General features: G+C 32.9%; 13 protein-coding genes, 3 pseudogenes and 1 other annotated feature. Of the genes and pseudogenes, 2 read left to right on the top strand and 14 right to left on the bottom strand.

The genetic code is table 11. The features are described 5' to 3' along the window. Positions 1-255 precede the first annotated feature (255 nt). Both AC1DS7_RS00270 and AC1DS7_RS00265 read left to right on the top strand, forming a co-directional pair. Positions 256-2,060 (top strand): annotated as a pseudogene (locus AC1DS7_RS00270) (ABC transporter ATP-binding protein). After that, positions 2,053-3,801, top strand: coding sequence for an ABC transporter ATP-binding protein (locus AC1DS7_RS00265; protein ID WP_016101892.1), 1,749 nt, complete (start codon positions 2,053-2,055; stop codon positions 3,799-3,801). The pseudogene AC1DS7_RS00270 and the gene AC1DS7_RS00265 overlap by 8 nt, the downstream one beginning before the upstream one ends. 252 nt (positions 3,802-4,053) lie before the next feature. On the opposite strand, the gene AC1DS7_RS00260 is transcribed toward AC1DS7_RS00265, so the two are convergent. The 14 genes and pseudogenes from AC1DS7_RS00260 to AC1DS7_RS00195 form a co-directional block, all read right to left on the bottom strand. After that, positions 4,054-4,860, bottom strand: a complete 807-nt coding sequence (locus tag AC1DS7_RS00260; RefSeq protein WP_002013192.1) for a DegV family protein — start codon at positions 4,858-4,860, stop codon at positions 4,054-4,056. A 192-nt stretch (positions 4,861-5,052) separates the two neighbouring features. After that, positions 5,053-5,559: a DUF3189 family protein gene (locus AC1DS7_RS00255; RefSeq protein ID WP_002141972.1), complete on the bottom strand. Its 507-nt coding sequence runs from the start codon at positions 5,557-5,559 to the stop codon at positions 5,053-5,055. A gap of 79 nt (positions 5,560-5,638) precedes the next feature. Beyond that, positions 5,639-6,106: a CcdC protein domain-containing protein gene (locus tag AC1DS7_RS00250; RefSeq protein ID WP_476998658.1), complete on the bottom strand. Its 468-nt coding sequence runs from the start codon at positions 6,104-6,106 to the stop codon at positions 5,639-5,641. A gap of 211 nt (positions 6,107-6,317) precedes the next feature. After that, on the bottom strand, positions 6,318-6,950 hold the full coding sequence (locus tag AC1DS7_RS00245) for a VanZ family protein (protein ID WP_078185854.1): 633 nt from the start codon (positions 6,948-6,950) through the stop codon (positions 6,318-6,320). Between the two features lie 121 nt (positions 6,951-7,071). Then, positions 7,072-7,197: pseudogene (locus AC1DS7_RS00240) on the bottom strand (GNAT family N-acetyltransferase); the annotation flags it as partial. 68 nt (positions 7,198-7,265) lie between these two features. Beyond that, positions 7,266-7,469 (bottom strand): annotated as a pseudogene (locus AC1DS7_RS00235) (penicillin-binding protein); the annotation flags it as partial. A 113-nt stretch (positions 7,470-7,582) separates the two neighbouring features. Next, positions 7,583-8,821 (bottom strand): MFS transporter, encoded by a 1,239-nt coding sequence (locus tag AC1DS7_RS00230; protein WP_476998657.1) that lies wholly within the window; start codon positions 8,819-8,821, stop codon positions 7,583-7,585. Between the two features lie 65 nt (positions 8,822-8,886). Then, positions 8,887-9,144, bottom strand: a binding site (T-box leader). Positions 9,145-9,320: 176 nt separating this feature from the next. Then, positions 9,321-11,459: a penicillin-binding protein gene (locus AC1DS7_RS00225; protein WP_476998656.1), complete on the bottom strand. Its 2,139-nt coding sequence runs from the start codon at positions 11,457-11,459 to the stop codon at positions 9,321-9,323. A 231-nt stretch (positions 11,460-11,690) separates the two neighbouring features. Further along, a complete protein-coding gene (locus AC1DS7_RS00220) occupies positions 11,691-12,290 on the bottom strand; it encodes an undecaprenyl-diphosphatase (protein ID WP_002141978.1) in 600 nt (199 codons plus the stop codon). Positions 12,291-12,563: 273 nt separating this feature from the next. Further along, complete coding sequence (locus AC1DS7_RS00215; RefSeq protein WP_098636598.1) at positions 12,564-13,553, bottom strand: zinc-binding dehydrogenase; 990 nt, start codon at positions 13,551-13,553, stop codon at positions 12,564-12,566. A gap of 145 nt (positions 13,554-13,698) precedes the next feature. Continuing rightward, positions 13,699-15,117, bottom strand: a complete 1,419-nt coding sequence (locus AC1DS7_RS00210; RefSeq protein WP_476998655.1) for an ATP-binding protein — start codon at positions 15,115-15,117, stop codon at positions 13,699-13,701. Beyond that, entirely contained in the window at positions 15,114-15,788 is a 675-nt protein-coding gene (locus AC1DS7_RS00205) for a response regulator transcription factor (protein WP_002032425.1), read from the bottom strand. Before AC1DS7_RS00205 ends, AC1DS7_RS00210 begins: the two co-directional genes overlap by 4 nt. 12 nt (positions 15,789-15,800) lie before the next feature. Beyond that, complete coding sequence (locus tag AC1DS7_RS00200; RefSeq protein ID WP_016101885.1) at positions 15,801-16,331, bottom strand: hypothetical protein; 531 nt, start codon at positions 16,329-16,331, stop codon at positions 15,801-15,803. A gap of 109 nt (positions 16,332-16,440) precedes the next feature. Continuing rightward, on the bottom strand, positions 16,441-16,959 hold the full coding sequence (locus AC1DS7_RS00195) for a GrpB family protein (protein ID WP_016101884.1): 519 nt from the start codon (positions 16,957-16,959) through the stop codon (positions 16,441-16,443). Positions 16,960-17,047: the final 88 nt, after the last annotated feature.

Below are 17,047 nucleotides of genomic sequence, written 5' to 3'. Positions count from 1 at the left end.
TAAATATATCAATTGGATTTATATAAGGACCTCAAAACAGAAAGGAGTTTCATTATGGTGACAAAAAATAAATTAACTGTACAAGGTTTTATGAATACTGGGCTTTATACAAGTATTTTACGCATATAAAAAAACAGCTATTTATTATTACTCATGACCCTGAACTGATTGCTCTTTCTTGTGATGAAACACTTGAAATTGCAAACGGTCGTATAAAAGAAATTAAAACATTTACACTATAAAGGACGTGAAAATATGGAACATTATACACACCCTGCTCAAAAGAAACATTGGATTCACTCGATTTTACAATTTGCAGCTTCCTTTAGACACTTAATGATTATTTCTACTTTCTTAGCTATTATTAGCGTTATTGGTGGACTCGTTCCTTATGTAGCCATCTATTATATTCTTAAACTATTAATAGACGGTACCCAAACTATAAGTAGCATTAGCTATTGGATTTTCATTGCTACCTGTGGCTATTTCGTACAAACAGTATTTCATGCACTCTCAAGTTATTACTCACATCAAGTTGCTTACAGTATTTTAGAGAATATTCGTTTGCAATTAGCTGAGCGTCTCATGCGTGCGCCACTTGGACACATTATCAATCAACCTGTTGGTAAGATGAAAAATGTCATCGTTGATCGTGTTGAAACATTAGAACTTCCACTTGCCCATATTATCCCTGAAGGGCTATCCAATATTTTATTACCAATTGGTGTTTTTATTTATTTGTTAACAATCGATTATCGAATGGCATTAGCTACACTCATTACCGTACCAATCGCGTTCATGATTTATATGATCATGATGCGCAACTTTAATTCACAATACAAAAATTACATGGAGGCTAGCAACCACGTTAACAGTGTGATTGTTGAGTATGTAGAAGGAATTGAAGTCATTAAAACATTTAATCAAACAAACAAATCTTATAAAAAATTCTCTCATGCTATTACATCATTTAAGGATTACACATTAAATTGGTTCCGTAGCACATGGCCTTTAATGACTCTCGGGAATGCGCTCCTCCCCTCAACGCTTGTTGGAACACTTCCAGTCGGATTGCTTCTTTACCAAAATGGTACTATTGAACCAGCAGAACTTATTATCTCATTAACTTTATCGATGGGATTAATTCATCCGCTCATACAATTGACAACTTTCGTTAATGATTTTAAATCTATCGAATATGCAGTGAATGACACAAAGGACTACTTACATCTAGAAGCATTATCGGTTGCCCCTACTTACAATCTAGTACCAACTCACTTTCAAATAGAGATGAATCATGTTGCATTTGGTTACAACGAAGAACATACAGTTATCCGCGATCTATCGTTAATTATTCCTGAGCGTAACTATACCGCACTTGTAGGTCCGTCTGGTAGTGGTAAATCCACTATCGCTCGGCTCATAACACGCTTTTGGGATGTATCTGATGGAAGTATCAACATTGGTGGCATCAATATTAAAGATATTCATCCAAACGATTTCAGTAAGATGATTAGCTATGTTGCACAAGATAATTTCCTTTTCCGTACAAGTATATTAGAAAATATTCGCATGGGGAATCCCAATGCTTCAGACGATGAAGTTTTCCATGCAGCTCGCCTTGCTCGTTGCGATGAATTTATTAAATCATTATACCAAATGGCTATCAAACGGACTCTGGTGAAGCTGGAAAAAAACTATCTGGCGGTGAAAAGCAGCGTCTTGCGATTGCTCGTGCTATTTTAAAGGATGCACCAATTATTATTTTAGATGAAGCAACAGCGTTCACAGATCCTGAAAATGAAGCTGAAATTCAAAAAGCATTTAATGAGTTAGCTTCAAATAAAACACTAATTGTTATTGCTCATCGATTATCAACGATTAAACACGCTGATCAAATTGTCGTCTTACAAAGTGGCAATGTTCATACTATGGGTACCCATGACCAGCTCTTACAAAGTAATAATTTGTATCAAAAACTATGGCGAGCACATATTGGTGCAAGTAAAAAAGACATTCAATCAGACTATGTAACTAAGGAGGGACATTCCAATGTTTAAGATTATAAAACGAATTCTGAATTGGACCGGTCCTTATAAAAAGCGCGTATATCTTGGGTTCGTCTTCTCATTTTTCCAAGCTATTTGTATTGCTTTACCCATTGTCATCTCTGCTAAGGGACTGCAATATATGCTCGATGACTATCATGGTACAAAAGAATTAACCTCACAAACAATTTGGTTACTCCTTTTATTTATGGTGATAGCAATTTTAGGACGATTCCTCTTTTCTTATTTAAAAGCTGTTTATCAAGAGAGTGTCGGTTATGAACTCGCTGCATCACATCGCATTCAGCTTGGGAACACATTAAAAGGAGTTTCACTCGGTTTTTTCAATAAGTACCGTACAGGTGATATTAATGGTATTGTAACTACCGATTTATCATTTGTGGAAATGATGGCAATGAAAATGATTGATATTGTTGTAAACGGTTATATCATGACATTTACAATGATTTTATTCTTATTGTTCTACAACCCCATTATGGCACTTATTGCAATTGCTGGCGTTATACTATCTATGATCTTTTTACAATTACTACAAAAACATAGCCGGAAAAAGGCACCCGTACATCAACAAAGTCAACATGAACTCGTTAACAATACACTTGAATACTTACGTGGTATGTCGGTTGTAAAAAGTTTCAACCAAGAAGGTATAGCATCACGAAATATTAACAAGGCCTTTAAAAATAGTAAAAATGTTAACATTGAAATTCAAAAGTCATTCGGTATTTATAATGTCGGTCACCGTATGGGGCTGAAACTTGCATCAGTTTTACTTGTTCTCGTTGCTTCGTCACTTGTTTTATCCGGTGATATGGAGTTTTCTGACCTGATCTTAATCACACTATTTTCTTTCGTTATGTTTGATAGTATTGAACCAATTAGTGATGCCACACACGTTCTTGAAACAGTTGACAATATGCTAGATAAGCTGGATGCTATTGAACAAACAGAATTTGTCGATACAAAAGGTAAAGATATACATTTAAAACATTTTGATATCACGTTCGATCATGTTTCATTTAGCTATAGTGATCGCCCAATTATCCAAGATGTATCACTTCATATAAAAGAAGGAACAACAACTGCAATTGTCGGTCCGTCTGGTTCTGGTAAAACGACACTATGTAACTTAATCGCTCGTTTTTATGATGTAGATAAGGGGGCTATTACAATTAATGGTATGAATATTAATGAATTAAGTCTTCATACATTAATGTCATCGATTAGCATGGTATTCCAAAATGTTTATTTATTCAATGATTCTATTTATAACAATATACATTTCGGTAATCCTAAGGCGACGAAAGACCAAGTCATTGAGGCGGCAAAAAAAGCGCAATGTCACGACTTTATCATGTCACTTAAAGATGGGTATAGTTCGGTGCTAACAGATGGTGGATCTTCTCTATCTGGAGGTGAAAAACAACGTATTTCCATCGCCCGTGCTATCTTAAAAAACGCACCAATTATTATTTTAGATGAAGCAACCGCAAGCCTTGATCCTGAAAATGAATCGCTCATTCAATGTGCACTTGATGAGCTGACAAAACGAAAAACCACACTCATTATTGCCCATCGACTTGCAACAATTCAAAACGCCCATCAAATCGTTGTACTTGAAAACGGAAAAATGGTTCAAAAAGGAACACACGAAGAACTAATCCAACGTGAAGGTACATATCGTCGTTTCATTCGTATTCGTCATGAAGCAGAAAACTGGGTTTTAAAATAATTTCTCCTATTTGAAAGAAAAACGAGTATAAACCTAGATTCGGTTATACTTGTTTTTTTCCTATTAAGCATGCCCTATTGCTTGTAACACAGCTTCATGAATGGATTCTGATAACGTTGGATGCGTTGCGATAAAATCTCCCATGGCTTGTTTTGGAGAACCATCAATTTCTAAGCTTGATGGAGGTGTGTCGGGACCCCATTTTTGATTTAACTAAATAAAAAACCCGCGAATTATTCACGGGTTTTACTCTTAATAACTAATTGCTATTGTTCCTTCACCTGCATGAACAGCAAATGAAATCGGCAATGGATAAAGCTTGAAATCCATTTCAGGGAATGCTTGTTTAATATCTGAAATCCATTCTTCAGCTCCATTTTTATCGTTAGCATAGAACATATGAAGTACTTTTGGTAATTCCTTTTCAAGCTCATTTTTAATGTATTCTCTACATTTTTGGATTTTACGCACTTTCTTTTCAAGTAAAAGTTCTCCGCCTTTTACTTCTAAGATTAAGTTGACACTTAATAAACTTCCAAGTAAAAATTGAACTCCCTTTACTCGACCACTTGCATATAAACCTTTTAAGCTTTTTGGAAATACATAAAAAGGCCTTCTTTTTTCATCTACTAATGTTTTATGTATATCTTGTAAAGTCATACCATCATTGTATAACGTTTTAGCTTTTCTCAAAAGTTCATCCATTGGATAACTTGTCGTTTCACTATCTAATACAGTTAAAGGGAAACCTGCCATATCAGCAGCTAGCTTCATATTTTGATAGGTCCCACTTACTTTTCCGCTAATAGCAACTGCAAAGCCTTCTTCATATTCTTCTTTGCATTTAGTAAATAATTCTACCATTTCCCCTATGTTAGGTTGCGAAGTAGTAACTGTTCTTCCATCATTTAACGCTTCATAAAGACGTTTATGAACTCCTTCTTCACAATCCTTATAAGACACTCCATCAATAATAACTTCAATTGGGATAACAAAGTTATCACCATCTGTTGTAAAACTCGCAGTTGTACTATCAGTAAACCAAGCAACACGCTTCATGTTGTTCCTCCCTTATTCTGTTCCTCTTTTCTGACTTTTCTATATATTTATCTTACGAAAAGAGAATATCCCCTGTAATAGTAACAGGACTTTATTATTTTGGCTATAGTAGATGTAATAATAAATGTGAATGTTTTTTGTCTATTTATCAAAAAAAAGAAAACCACAAAATTTCCCGGCCTTCTTTTAACATTACTTAAATGTTTCGTTATCTAAAATTACAACATAATCATTCGTCAATCGGCCAGCTTCTTTCGTATAATTAACAAGCCTTTGTATGTTATCACAGCTAAGTTTTGCTCCCCATACGAGTAATGGTACGCCGATAAAGTCGATGTGGAACCTTCTAGAAAACAGACCACCGAAAGTCATTGGTAAAGGAACTGTTGGTGATGTATTAGAAAAGATAATCTTTTCATGGCTATGATAATGTTTTTGCAGAATCTCTCCTAAATGCTTCATCGCAGGTACAACGACTTTGGATGCCCCGCACCCAATTGTATATACAGGATTTTCATATTCATCTTGTCCATGAAAAATAATCTTTCCCATATCCTCTGTTTTCAATTTATTAAAGTAATCTACATTTAATATTTCTTCTTTCGTTAACTTACGATCTGTTGGTAATTTATTTAAATGATAAGCTGCAGCGAGTGCAGTTGAATGCGTTCCACCGAAATCTGTGTAAATGAATATCATATTATCATCCCTTGTTGTAAAAGTTCAATATTATTTAGTATTACCGTTCACATCGTTGTTAAACAAGGGACGAATGTATTTACGCTTTTTGTGTTAATTCATTATATTTTTTCCAAATATAATAGCGTCTACTAATTACGGTACCTAATGTAATACATAAAAAGGCATTCGTTACAACCATTAATGTGTGGTGAGTACTGCCAGGAAACATACTTTGCTTAATCAAAACCTTTGCACCTAAAATAACAAGGAGAATAATTGTACTTAACCAATTTCCTTTTCTTAATACATGACCTGTTTCACTATCTAATCGAAATGTTAAAGCTTTTCCCCTAATAACTCCAAGACCCAATCCAATTCCAAGCATTGCAACGAATAGTAGTACGTGCAATATATTTAATTGTCCCATATGAATTATGGACTGGATTGTTACAAAGCACAGCAAAGCCGGAATGAACCAAATACGATTAATATTCACTTTGTATTCCTTACCTTGCATTAATACAATTATAAGAATAACAAGTAGAATAACAAATAGAATATCCATTTAGAGTCCTCCTATATACTTGTTTACCTTTGAAAATTATATTCGTCTCTGTTCATACCATACTTGAAATACGATAGCTACTTTAATTTGTATAATATGGAATGTGATCTCCCATCAGCCTTAAGCATAATTTATAAAAGTAAAAAGACGTACTTTTTACTCATACGTCTTTAGTAGATTTATTAGTACATTCCTAAACTGGTTTAAACTTTTATTTATCAATAAATTCTACACCTTTAGAGTTAGTTTTATCTAATACTTGAATGTTAAATGTAGCAGCTAATTTTAAAGTGATTTTATAAATGGAATATCCAATTATAGAACCTAGAACGTTACAGATTACATCATCAATATCGGTAATACGTCCCCCTCCACTAACTAATGACTCGATTAATTGTAACAATTCTATACTAACCGATATGATAAAACCTAATAAAATAGTATTTTTAACTTTTTTGAATTTATTCCATATAAGTGGTGCTAAAAACCCTAAAGGCATTAATAATAAAACATTCCCGCCTACATTTCTTACGATTAGACCAATCATAAATAGGACATCACCATCATAAGCACTCCCTATTTGACCGATATCTTTAATAATTGATGCAAAAGGAATAATATTGACTGACCGATTAAGATTTTCAACACTAGAAGGAAACCCGATTGGTAAAGGGAATAAGGTTACTGCAACAACCATACAAATGTATACTGCAAATAGAAAACTAATTAATTCTTTCCACCAATTCACATGCTTTTTATTTTTAAACCCAATTAATATACTTCGGACAAATAAATAACAGATAACCCCAAAAATAATAAATAAACTACCGTTAATCATATGCAAATCGCTAACACATCCCTTTATCTTAATAACTCGCTTCTATTCTATAGGACTTTTCGCAGGATGGTTTTGTCATACGAAATAATGCATCTTTATATTATTGTAAATTCATTAAAGAAAAGCCTTCAATTGCGGGATTTTCATATTTTTCTTTCTCTCTAAGTACATTGTCATAATATGCTGTATCTAAAAAAGATAACGCACGGCAACGTACCTAGCCTATTTCGTCTTCTTTTTTATATGCACTAATTTTATATCCATGTAATTAAAAAGCTCCTTCTATTTCTACCATTAGTTTTTCAGGTCCTGCCCCTTTATGATAGCAGTAAATAATTTGCATCCTGAGGCAATTCCAAATCTTGTTTGTAGTGTATTGTTTATACATTCACTTTGGTTAGCATATCCAAATGAATTTTCATAGATAATATCATCATCTTTTTTTATTAAGACTACCCCAGAAAAATCTATATTCTGATGTATTTCTTTTACAATTTTCTCTATTTGATCTTTTGTTTTTATCATAATAACCACCCTTGTTTATTGGTATTGTTCTTTCCCCTTATTATTTTTCCATATATAGGGTAAAGAAACCTCCTATTCACCCACCCTTTAGTTTCAAATAAAAATCAAGGTAACTATTTCGATTTTATTGATTCAGCGGAATATATCTTAGACTGCGATGGTAATAAGGTAAACACGCACAATATGATAGTAATAAGTAGCATTACCAGTACTCCTACAATGACCACAAGTTGCATAGAAGTGAATTGAGTTGCAACGCCGAACAGAATCGTTATAAAAATTGTTAAAACAGCTATAATGAGCCCGTATATACTCCCGATTCGTCCCATCATATGAACCGGAACGTTATTTTGATAAAATGTGTAAAATCCTGTATTTGCATATGCCATAGAGAAAGATAGAATAAAGAATCCGATAGCAGCTATTAAAAACTCACTTGAAAAAGCATAAATCAAATATCCGATTGCAATGAATAATGATCCTATCACAATTAGAAATGAAGGTGCTAATTTTTTTGATAAAATTGTATTTGTTATGGCTCCTAAAATAAAACCCGCTCCAGCGATACTAACTAGGAAGCCATACTCACTATCTGTTAACAATAAAACTTCTTTCGCAAACGATAGTTCAAGTGAATCTATAGCGGTAGCTAAAACCATCATCCCTTGAAATAAGAAGTAAACACAAACAATATACATAGATTTTTTACTAAAATTTAAAACTATGTTCCAATCTTTCTTTAATACAGTTAGTGAAAATTTATCATTGGATGTATTAGAATCGTCTTTTTTATCAAGATTAGGTAAAAGTAATGTAATGAACCCTGATAACAGAAATGCTATAGCATTCATATATATAGCAAACTCTGGTGTACCAGTTATTAATAATATCCCCGCTACTGCTGGACCAATTAAAAATGCACCAGATCCTATTAAACTACGTAGTGAGTTGAAACGTTGTCTTTGCTCTACTGGAATTAATTTCGTCATATATGTCATAGCAGTTGGTTCATAAATCGCACTGGCCATGCTTATAAAAAATACTAAGAGATAGACAATCCAAAGGGATGGAACCAAGGGTAAAATAGCGATAAATACTACTCGATATATATCGAGGTGAATCATTAACTTTCGTTTATTTAAACGATCTATCATACTTCCTGACCAAGCGTTTGTAAATAAAGTGGCTAATGGTTTTATCACATATAAAGTAGCGACAGCTAAGGCTGAGCCACCCATATTATAGACAAGTACATTCAGTGCGATTAAATAAATCCATGCACCTAAATTCGCAATACCAACTCCGGACAATAGTAATAAAGGATATTTCCAATCTTTAAGTAACTTTTTCACTTTAGGCACCCGCTTTCTAAATTGTTTTAAAACAATAAAAAAATCCCACCCCCAAGACTTTTAGTCTTAGGGACGAGATTTATCATCGCGGTGCCACCCTAGTTTGTTAATATGTCGCCATATTAACCTTATCAGGTACTGCACTATTTTCATGCTTATACCTTAGCTCTATAACGGGAGCTCCCGTCACACCATCCACTTTTAAAAGGTTCCGATGTGCTGCTCAGAGGCTTGATTCAATAAAGAATTTTTGCTCCTTTTCAGCTAAATGGAGCTCTCTGTGAAAAATTCATTTTATCTACTCTTCTCTTCACTGCATTTGGTTTTTCCATATTATCACATAACTATTTAACTGTAAATAATAAATAATCAGATATTTCAAACTATGCCAATGTTAATAGTCTTATTTATTATTTTTTCTAAAAATTACGGTGCGTGAAATTAGTTGAATCTCTAAAAAAAAGAGCCAATTATATATAGGCCCTTCAAAATTTCCAAATTAATTCGTGTTTGCCTCTACTAACGGTTGTAGCGGTGGTTCTAATTCTAGTTCTAAAGTGTCACCCTCTTGTAAATCTTGTCCTTTTTCAATACTTTGACTCGTTACATAGCCCATACCTGAAGTTTTTAAATCTAATTTTAATAGCTTGGAGAAATACATAACATCACGCATTGACCAACCTTTTAGGTTAGGCATTTTCACATTACTTCCTACTAGAAGTATGCGATCTCCTTCACTCATTACTTCGCTAGTCTGTGGATATTGTTTTATTATCTTTCCTTCTCCTAATAATACTGGCTGAAGTTTCTCTTTTTCTGCAATATTTTTTACAGTATCCATTGTTTGATTTACATAATTTTGTACTTTTATTTCAGATTGCTTTGTTGCATCTGCCATTTGCTTTTCTGTATATGGTTTCACTTTTAAATATTCTAGACTATTTTTCATAACTGGTTTAAAAATTTCAGCAAGAGGCTGAGCACCGTATTCATTCCCCTTTAATTTAGGTTGCTTAATGGCTAAATATACGACTAATTGTGGATCATCAATTGGAGCCATTCCTAAGAATGAAAAAATATAATTATCTTTCCCTTCCATATATCGTCCATTTTCAGGATTCGGAATTTGCGCTGTCCCTGTTTTACCACCAATCGGATAGCCATCAATTTTATACATCGTTCCCGTTCCTTTTGATGAAGTAATAACTCGCTCCATTAAGTTCCTTACCTCTTCTGCAGTTTCTTTTTTAATCGGATTCCCTATTTCTTTAGGTTGATTTTCCATAATAACTTGTTTATTTGTTGGATTTACAACCTTATCAACAATATAAGGTTGCATCATTTTGCCGTCATTTGCTATAGCTGTGGCCGCTTGTACGATTTGAATAGGAGTTACAGTTGAGCCTTGGCCGAAAGAAGTAGTAACTTGTTGAATTTGAGTATTTAACAATAATGTATTTTTACTTTCTCCAGGTAAATCTATCCCTGTTTTTTGATTGAAACCAAATTTATTCATATAGTGCTTGAATTTATTTGGTTTCAGTAACTGGTCTTCTAAAATAGAAAAAGCAACGTTCGATGACCGTTCAAACCCTTCATCAAATGTAATTGAGCCCCATCCATAGCCGCCATTATGATCTTTAATCTCTGCTGAACCAACTGCGTATTTTCCTGATTGGAAATATTCTTTCCCGTTATATACACCTTCATTAATTGCAGAAGCTAATGTAAAAACTTTCATTGTAGACCCTGGTTCGAATGCATTCGCAATTGGATCGTTTAAAAAATATTCAATGTCTCCCTTGTTAGGATTATAACTAGGCTTACTAGACATTGCTAAAATCTTACCTGTTTTTGGATCTGCAATAATTCCTACTAACATAGAAGGGTCATAGTGTTGCGCCGCTTTATTCATCGCGTCTTCTAAAAAACTATTAATTTGTTTATCAAGCGTAAGGTATACGTTATTTCCATTTTTAGCAGGTTCTATTTTTCCTATATCATTTGTAAGTGGGATACCATTTCGTGAACCTACATATTTTACATTCCCGTTTGTAGAGCGCAAATATTTATCAAGACTTTGTTCGAGTCCAAACTTACCTTCTGCATTTCCTTTTTCATCTGGCCTAGCAAAACCTAGGATATATGATGCAAAGTCTTCGTTTGGATATACTCTAGCTTTTTCTGTCGTAAATGACACCCCTGGTATTTTTAATTTTTTTATTTCCTCCTTCACTTCTCTAGGTAAATTCCGTCCAATTTTACCAATTTCAACTTGCGTACGTCCTTCATGAAAATTTTTCATGATCTCCTCTTTATCAACTTCAAGCGCATCTGCTAAACGTTGTGCGGTATCTTCTTTATCTTTTAATTTATCTTTTCCTTTTAGGTTTACAACGATGCGATATGTCGTTGAGTCTTGGACTAATACTTTACCGTTTTGATCATAAATTGTCCCGCGATTTGCCTCTAAAACTCCATTTTTGTTTTGTTGTTCCTTCGCAAGATCCTTTACATTAACATTATGCACGACTCCTACTGCTTGAATATAAAATATACGTAAAAGCATAGTAAGAAACAAAACAATAAAAGCAATCATCATATATCGAGCGCCTTTATTCGTTTGAAGTTTATGCATACTAATCTCCTTTCTTTTACAATGCATTAATGCGCTACTAAATATGTTCTTTAATATAGTAGATACTATATTTTTCGAAGTTTTTTTACTAATTCCTCTATAACAATAAGAAAACCAGTTCTGTTGCTATTTATTTTTTATTAATTTTGTATTTTTTAATATAAAATACGGTGAGTGAAATTTTTCGAATCTTCAAATAAAAAGAACCTACTTTTTGGTAGGTTCTTAAGTTTACGCTATGTGGTTATATTTCGCTAAAAAAGGAACTCGTTTTGCTACTAGTGCATACATTTTGAAAATAAAACTTGCTAACGGTTCAAATATACGTGCGCTTTGCATCACTAATCCACTTGTAATAAATGTTAAGAACGCAGCACCCAGTATATCTAGAGGATAATGAACGCCTACGTACATGCGTGATACACCGACTAATATTGCCCATATTAACGCGATATATTTAAGTTTTTCTCCTCTTAGAATAAATACGAAAGCAATCGAAAATACGAGTACAGAATGATCACTTACAAATGATGAATCTGCTGCATGCGGTACTAATTGATTTACATGATGTGTTATAAAAGGACGCGGATGGTAATATACCGCATGTATAAGAACATTTACTAATAATGCAATACTAACTGAAAGTGTCGTATATAACACTGTATATTGTTTTCTAATTGCATTCTCTTTCTTTCCATTATTGAACCATAGGATAAGCATAAATAGAATAGCTACATATGCAGCACTATTTGTAATAGCGATCATTAGCGTATCTAATAGCTTGGATGATCCAGCAAAGTTATTAATCCATTGAAATACTGTGTAATTCATATTACTCTCTCCTTATTATTACTCATTGTACTTTAAATAAAGATACAAGTGTTCTTGATTTACACAGTATACAACATCAATATGAAAATGGGCTTAAACTTTTCTCATCTAATTCTCATTTTATTACTATTCATTTGACAATCGTGTAACTATTTACAAGAGCTAAGTATGTATAAAGCTTGTAAAACATTTTAAATAGTATGGTAAACACTTTATGCATGAATATAATACTTAACATGTTCATTTAAATATAATTTCTCTGAAATCATATTTTCATTCCATACGAAGGGCAATATTACCGAATTGTTCTCCTTGCTGCATTCGATTTAAAGCTTGAATTGCTTCTTCTAATGGATATACTTTATCAATGATTGGTTTAATATTATGTTCCTCTATAAAATGAATCATCGCATTAAACTCTTCACTGCTCCCCATTGATGTTCCCATAATATCGATTTGATTATAAAATAATGCTCGTAACGGTAATTCGATTTTATCTCCTGAACTTGCACCAAAGTTAACGATTCTTCCATTTGGTTTTAATATATCAAAATATTTTAAGAAAGTCGCCGGACCTATACTATCTATAATTAAATCCACTTTTTCTCCATGTAGGCACTCGTCCCAATTACCAGAACTATTAAAAGAAAAGTCTGCTCCATATTTTTCAGCAGCCTTTCTTTTGTCCTCTATCCTTGAAGTAACACTCACCTTTGCTCCAATTGCTTTAGCAAATAACATAGCATAAGTAGCTACACCACCGCCGATTCCCGGAATTAGGACATGTTCTTCAGGTTTTAATCTACCTTTTGTAAAAAGCGCTCTATATGCAGTTAATGCCGATAAAGATAAAACGCCAGATTCTTCCCACGTAAGATATGATGGCTTTTCCACTACATTTTCTGCTGGTACAATAACATATTCAGCAAATGTTCCATCTGTTGGTCCACCTAGTACTTCAGGTAACTCTGGTATTTCATGAGTATTATTCCATCCAATACTAGGGTTAATAATAACCTCGGTATGTAGTGAAATATTTGAAACTCCTTCTCCTAGTTCTATAACAATACCTGCACCATCTGACCCTAAAACTAATGGTAGTTCCATTTCTTTTCTATTATTCATTATAAATAAATCACGATGATTTAAACCTGCTGCTTTTAATTTCACTTTAACCTCTCCAATATTAGGAGTTATCTCAGGTGATAATTTATATTCTAAACCTTCTAATCCTTTTTTATGTTGATGTACAATAGCTTTCATTAATTATTCCCCCTTAATCCTTTCAATTTACTTTAAATGTCGAAATAAATAAAATAATTTGATTGCTAAGCATCAAAAAAGGAGGAAATACAAAATGTATGCCTCCTTTTAAAGAGTATTTTCAAAAATAATTTTTTACCTTTAACTATTCATGTGTAGTATCCGGAAATGTAATTGTAACAATTGTTCCTTCGTTTTCTTTACTCTCTAATTGAATAGCTCCGTTATATTTTTCTACAAGCCTTTTTGCAATTGATAAACCTAGCCCATTTCCACCTTGTTTTCGGCTTCTCGCTTTATCAACTCTATAAAAACGGTTAAGAACAAATGGTAAATCAGCTTCAGGTATTCCTGTTCCATGATCTATTATGCGGATTTTAATTTTTCCTGACCGCATACTTGATTCAATGCAAATATACTTATTAGCTCCTTTTGTATATTTCACTGCATTATCCATTACAATAATAATTATTTGTTCTAAGTAAGATGATGGTATTGAAACATACGCTTCATCTGCATCCAATTTCATATCAAATTGAAAGTCAGTTTGCAGTACTGCAAAGTTTTGTGTAACTTGTTTTAATACGCTATTAACATGGATTCGTTCAGCTGCTATTTGATGTATCTGTTCTGATTCAGCCCTTGATAGCTCTAGCAATTCTGAAACTAATTTATTTAATCGATCTACTTCTTTTAAACTGGATTGAAGAGATTTATCCAATATAGCTGGATCATTTTTCCCCCATCGATTCAGCATTGATAAGTGCCCTTGAATAATTGTTAATGGTGTTCTTAATTCATGCGATGCGTCTTCTACAAACTGTTTTTGCTGTGTAAAAGAAGTTTCCACTTCATCCATCATTTCATTAAAAAGAATCGATAATTTTGCGAGTTCATCATTATTTTCTCGTACTGGAACTCTTTCATTTAGTCCGTTTTTCTTAATACGCTTCATCGTATCCGTTATGTTTTGAACACTTGATAAAAGCTTTTTCGTTATAAGTATTCCGCCTAAAAAACTAAACACTAATCCACATATCCCTGCAAAGACCATTACCACTAAGATAATTTTTAATAAATGATCAAATGTCTCTAAGTTTTTCGTAAGTTCAATAGTTCCCGTGAATTTTTTTGTTTGAATTGGTATGCGCTCAACTAATATTCGATCTTCTATATGTCTTTTTATTAAGGATTCATCTTGGGTAACCTGTTTTGGTTTTATCCAAGCTTCATTAAAATCTCGAGAAACAGTAACAATGGGCTTTCCATCATTTCCGATAATACGAATCATTTGATGTTTATCAATCATATCATTTAGAAATTCTTTACTATTTTCAAATGTTTTGCTCGAGAGCGTTTCGTTTTTATCTTGAAAATATGCCGCTATTTCTGTCAATTGTCTGTTTATTTGTTTCTGTTCATAATCTATAGTCCACTTATTAATTACAATGAATTGTAACGTGCTATACAAAATAAACAAAATGAATACTAGTGTAGTGGACCAAAGTGTTAATTTCCACTTTATAGGTAAATTTCGAATTCGGTGCACAATGTTTTTTATCATTTCATTATATATCCAGCACCGCGAACTGTTTGGATATACTCCTCCTTATCCACACTATGTAACTTATTACGTAAATAACGAACATACACATCGACTATATTTGTCTCAACCATTGCATCATATCCCCATACTTGGTCCAGTAAAATATCACGGGTAAGAACTCGATTAATATTTTTCATAAACATAAGCAGTAGCTCGAATTCTTTATTTGTAAGTTCAATTTCTTCATTTCCTTTAGTTATAGTTCGAGATTCAATCTGAAGCTGTAGATCTTTAAACGAAAGAAATGATGCGTGCTTTTGCTCTGTATTTTCTTCTCTCCTAAAAATCACTCTCATACGTGCTAAAAGTTCTTCAATTGCAAACGGTTTTGGAAGATAATCATCAGCTCCACTATCTAACCCTGTCACACGGTCCATAATACTATCACGAGCAGTCAACATAATAATAGGTGTACTTTTAGTTGCTCTTAGTCGACGACATACTTCCAGTCCGTTTAATCCTGGTAACATTAAATCAAGTAATATGAGATCGTAATTCTTTTCAAGTGCTGCTTCTAATCCCTTTCTTCCATCAAGTTGTATATCTACTATATATCCTTCATACTTTAATTCTAATTCTAAAAAATCTGCTAAGCTTTCCTCATCCTCAATAATTAGTATATGTTGCAACGATACTTCCTCCTATACGATTAAATGAATAAGTAATTCTATTCCGAATATAATTGCAACGATTTGATGTGTTTTTCGATACATTATCAATTTCGTTTTCTTATTAGTTTGTTGTAAAACAAATCCCGCAATCCCTAATGCTATTAAGGTTAAAAGAGAAAATATACCACTGTATACTAGCATAATATGCCGACTTCCTTTTATTAAAAAGTAAACACTGTGAGTAGTCGCAACAGCTATTACAGCGTATCCAATTAATACGTGAAAATGTTTTATAAAAAGATATAGCTCTTTAATTATTTTAAATCTGTGAATATGTTTCTTCTTTAAAAATAACCATATATGACGTAAGAACCATAATGATGCAGCTATAATTACCCCGTATTCACCTAAAGAACCTAATTTCTTATTTAGCCATTGTACATTTAATACATTCCCGTACAAAACATTAATAAATAGCAATTCTACACTACAAACAATAATAGTAATACCGATTATTTTAACATATATATGGAAATATTTATTTCTAAGTATTTTCTCCATTTTATATAATCTCCTTTTGACTCAAAAGCTCTATAATCAGCAGTGTATCAAGTAAAAGAGAGAATAACATGAGAGAAAGATTAAAATAAAATGAGAATCTGCAAACTACTTATATTTTATTTATCTCCTTTTTGGCCAATTCTAATATGTTGCAAATAAACGGTGCTTTTGCATTTGTATATGAAACACGATCAAAAGGATAGGTAGCAGCAAGCATCTCTTTTAATACTCTATATTCTTCACGTGCCCACTCATGATTTATTAGAAAGTCTCGAAATAAAAGGTTGTTCCTCCATTCCTCGTTATTATAAATATAAACATGTAAATGGTGGGTACCAGCTCTCCATTTACCTTTTCTAAAAAAACGCCAATTAGGTGTTTTTTTAGGAACATATTCATAGCCAATTTCTTCTAGGGCTTCCCTCCAATTTTCGGTAATTTGTAAATTTGTTACGCCGATCATCATATCAATAAGAGGTTTAGCCCCTAACCCTTCTACGGCTGTGCTTCCTATATGTTCAATAGCAATAATTTCTTCATGGAGTAACGGCACAAGTTTATTTTTTTCATTTAAAAACTCTGTATGCCAATATTGTTGGTACGGTTTAATTATGATTTTTCCATCCATTTGCTTTCCTCCTTATAACTATATATTATTATATTTATAAAATTTAAGTTTATAAATATAGGGGTTTCACAAAATATGTCGAATACTG

This window comes from Bacillus sp. P4_E1, from assembly GCF_056401715.1.
Note: the sequence above shows the minus strand (reverse complement) of the source record. Positions and strands in the feature narration are given on the sequence as shown.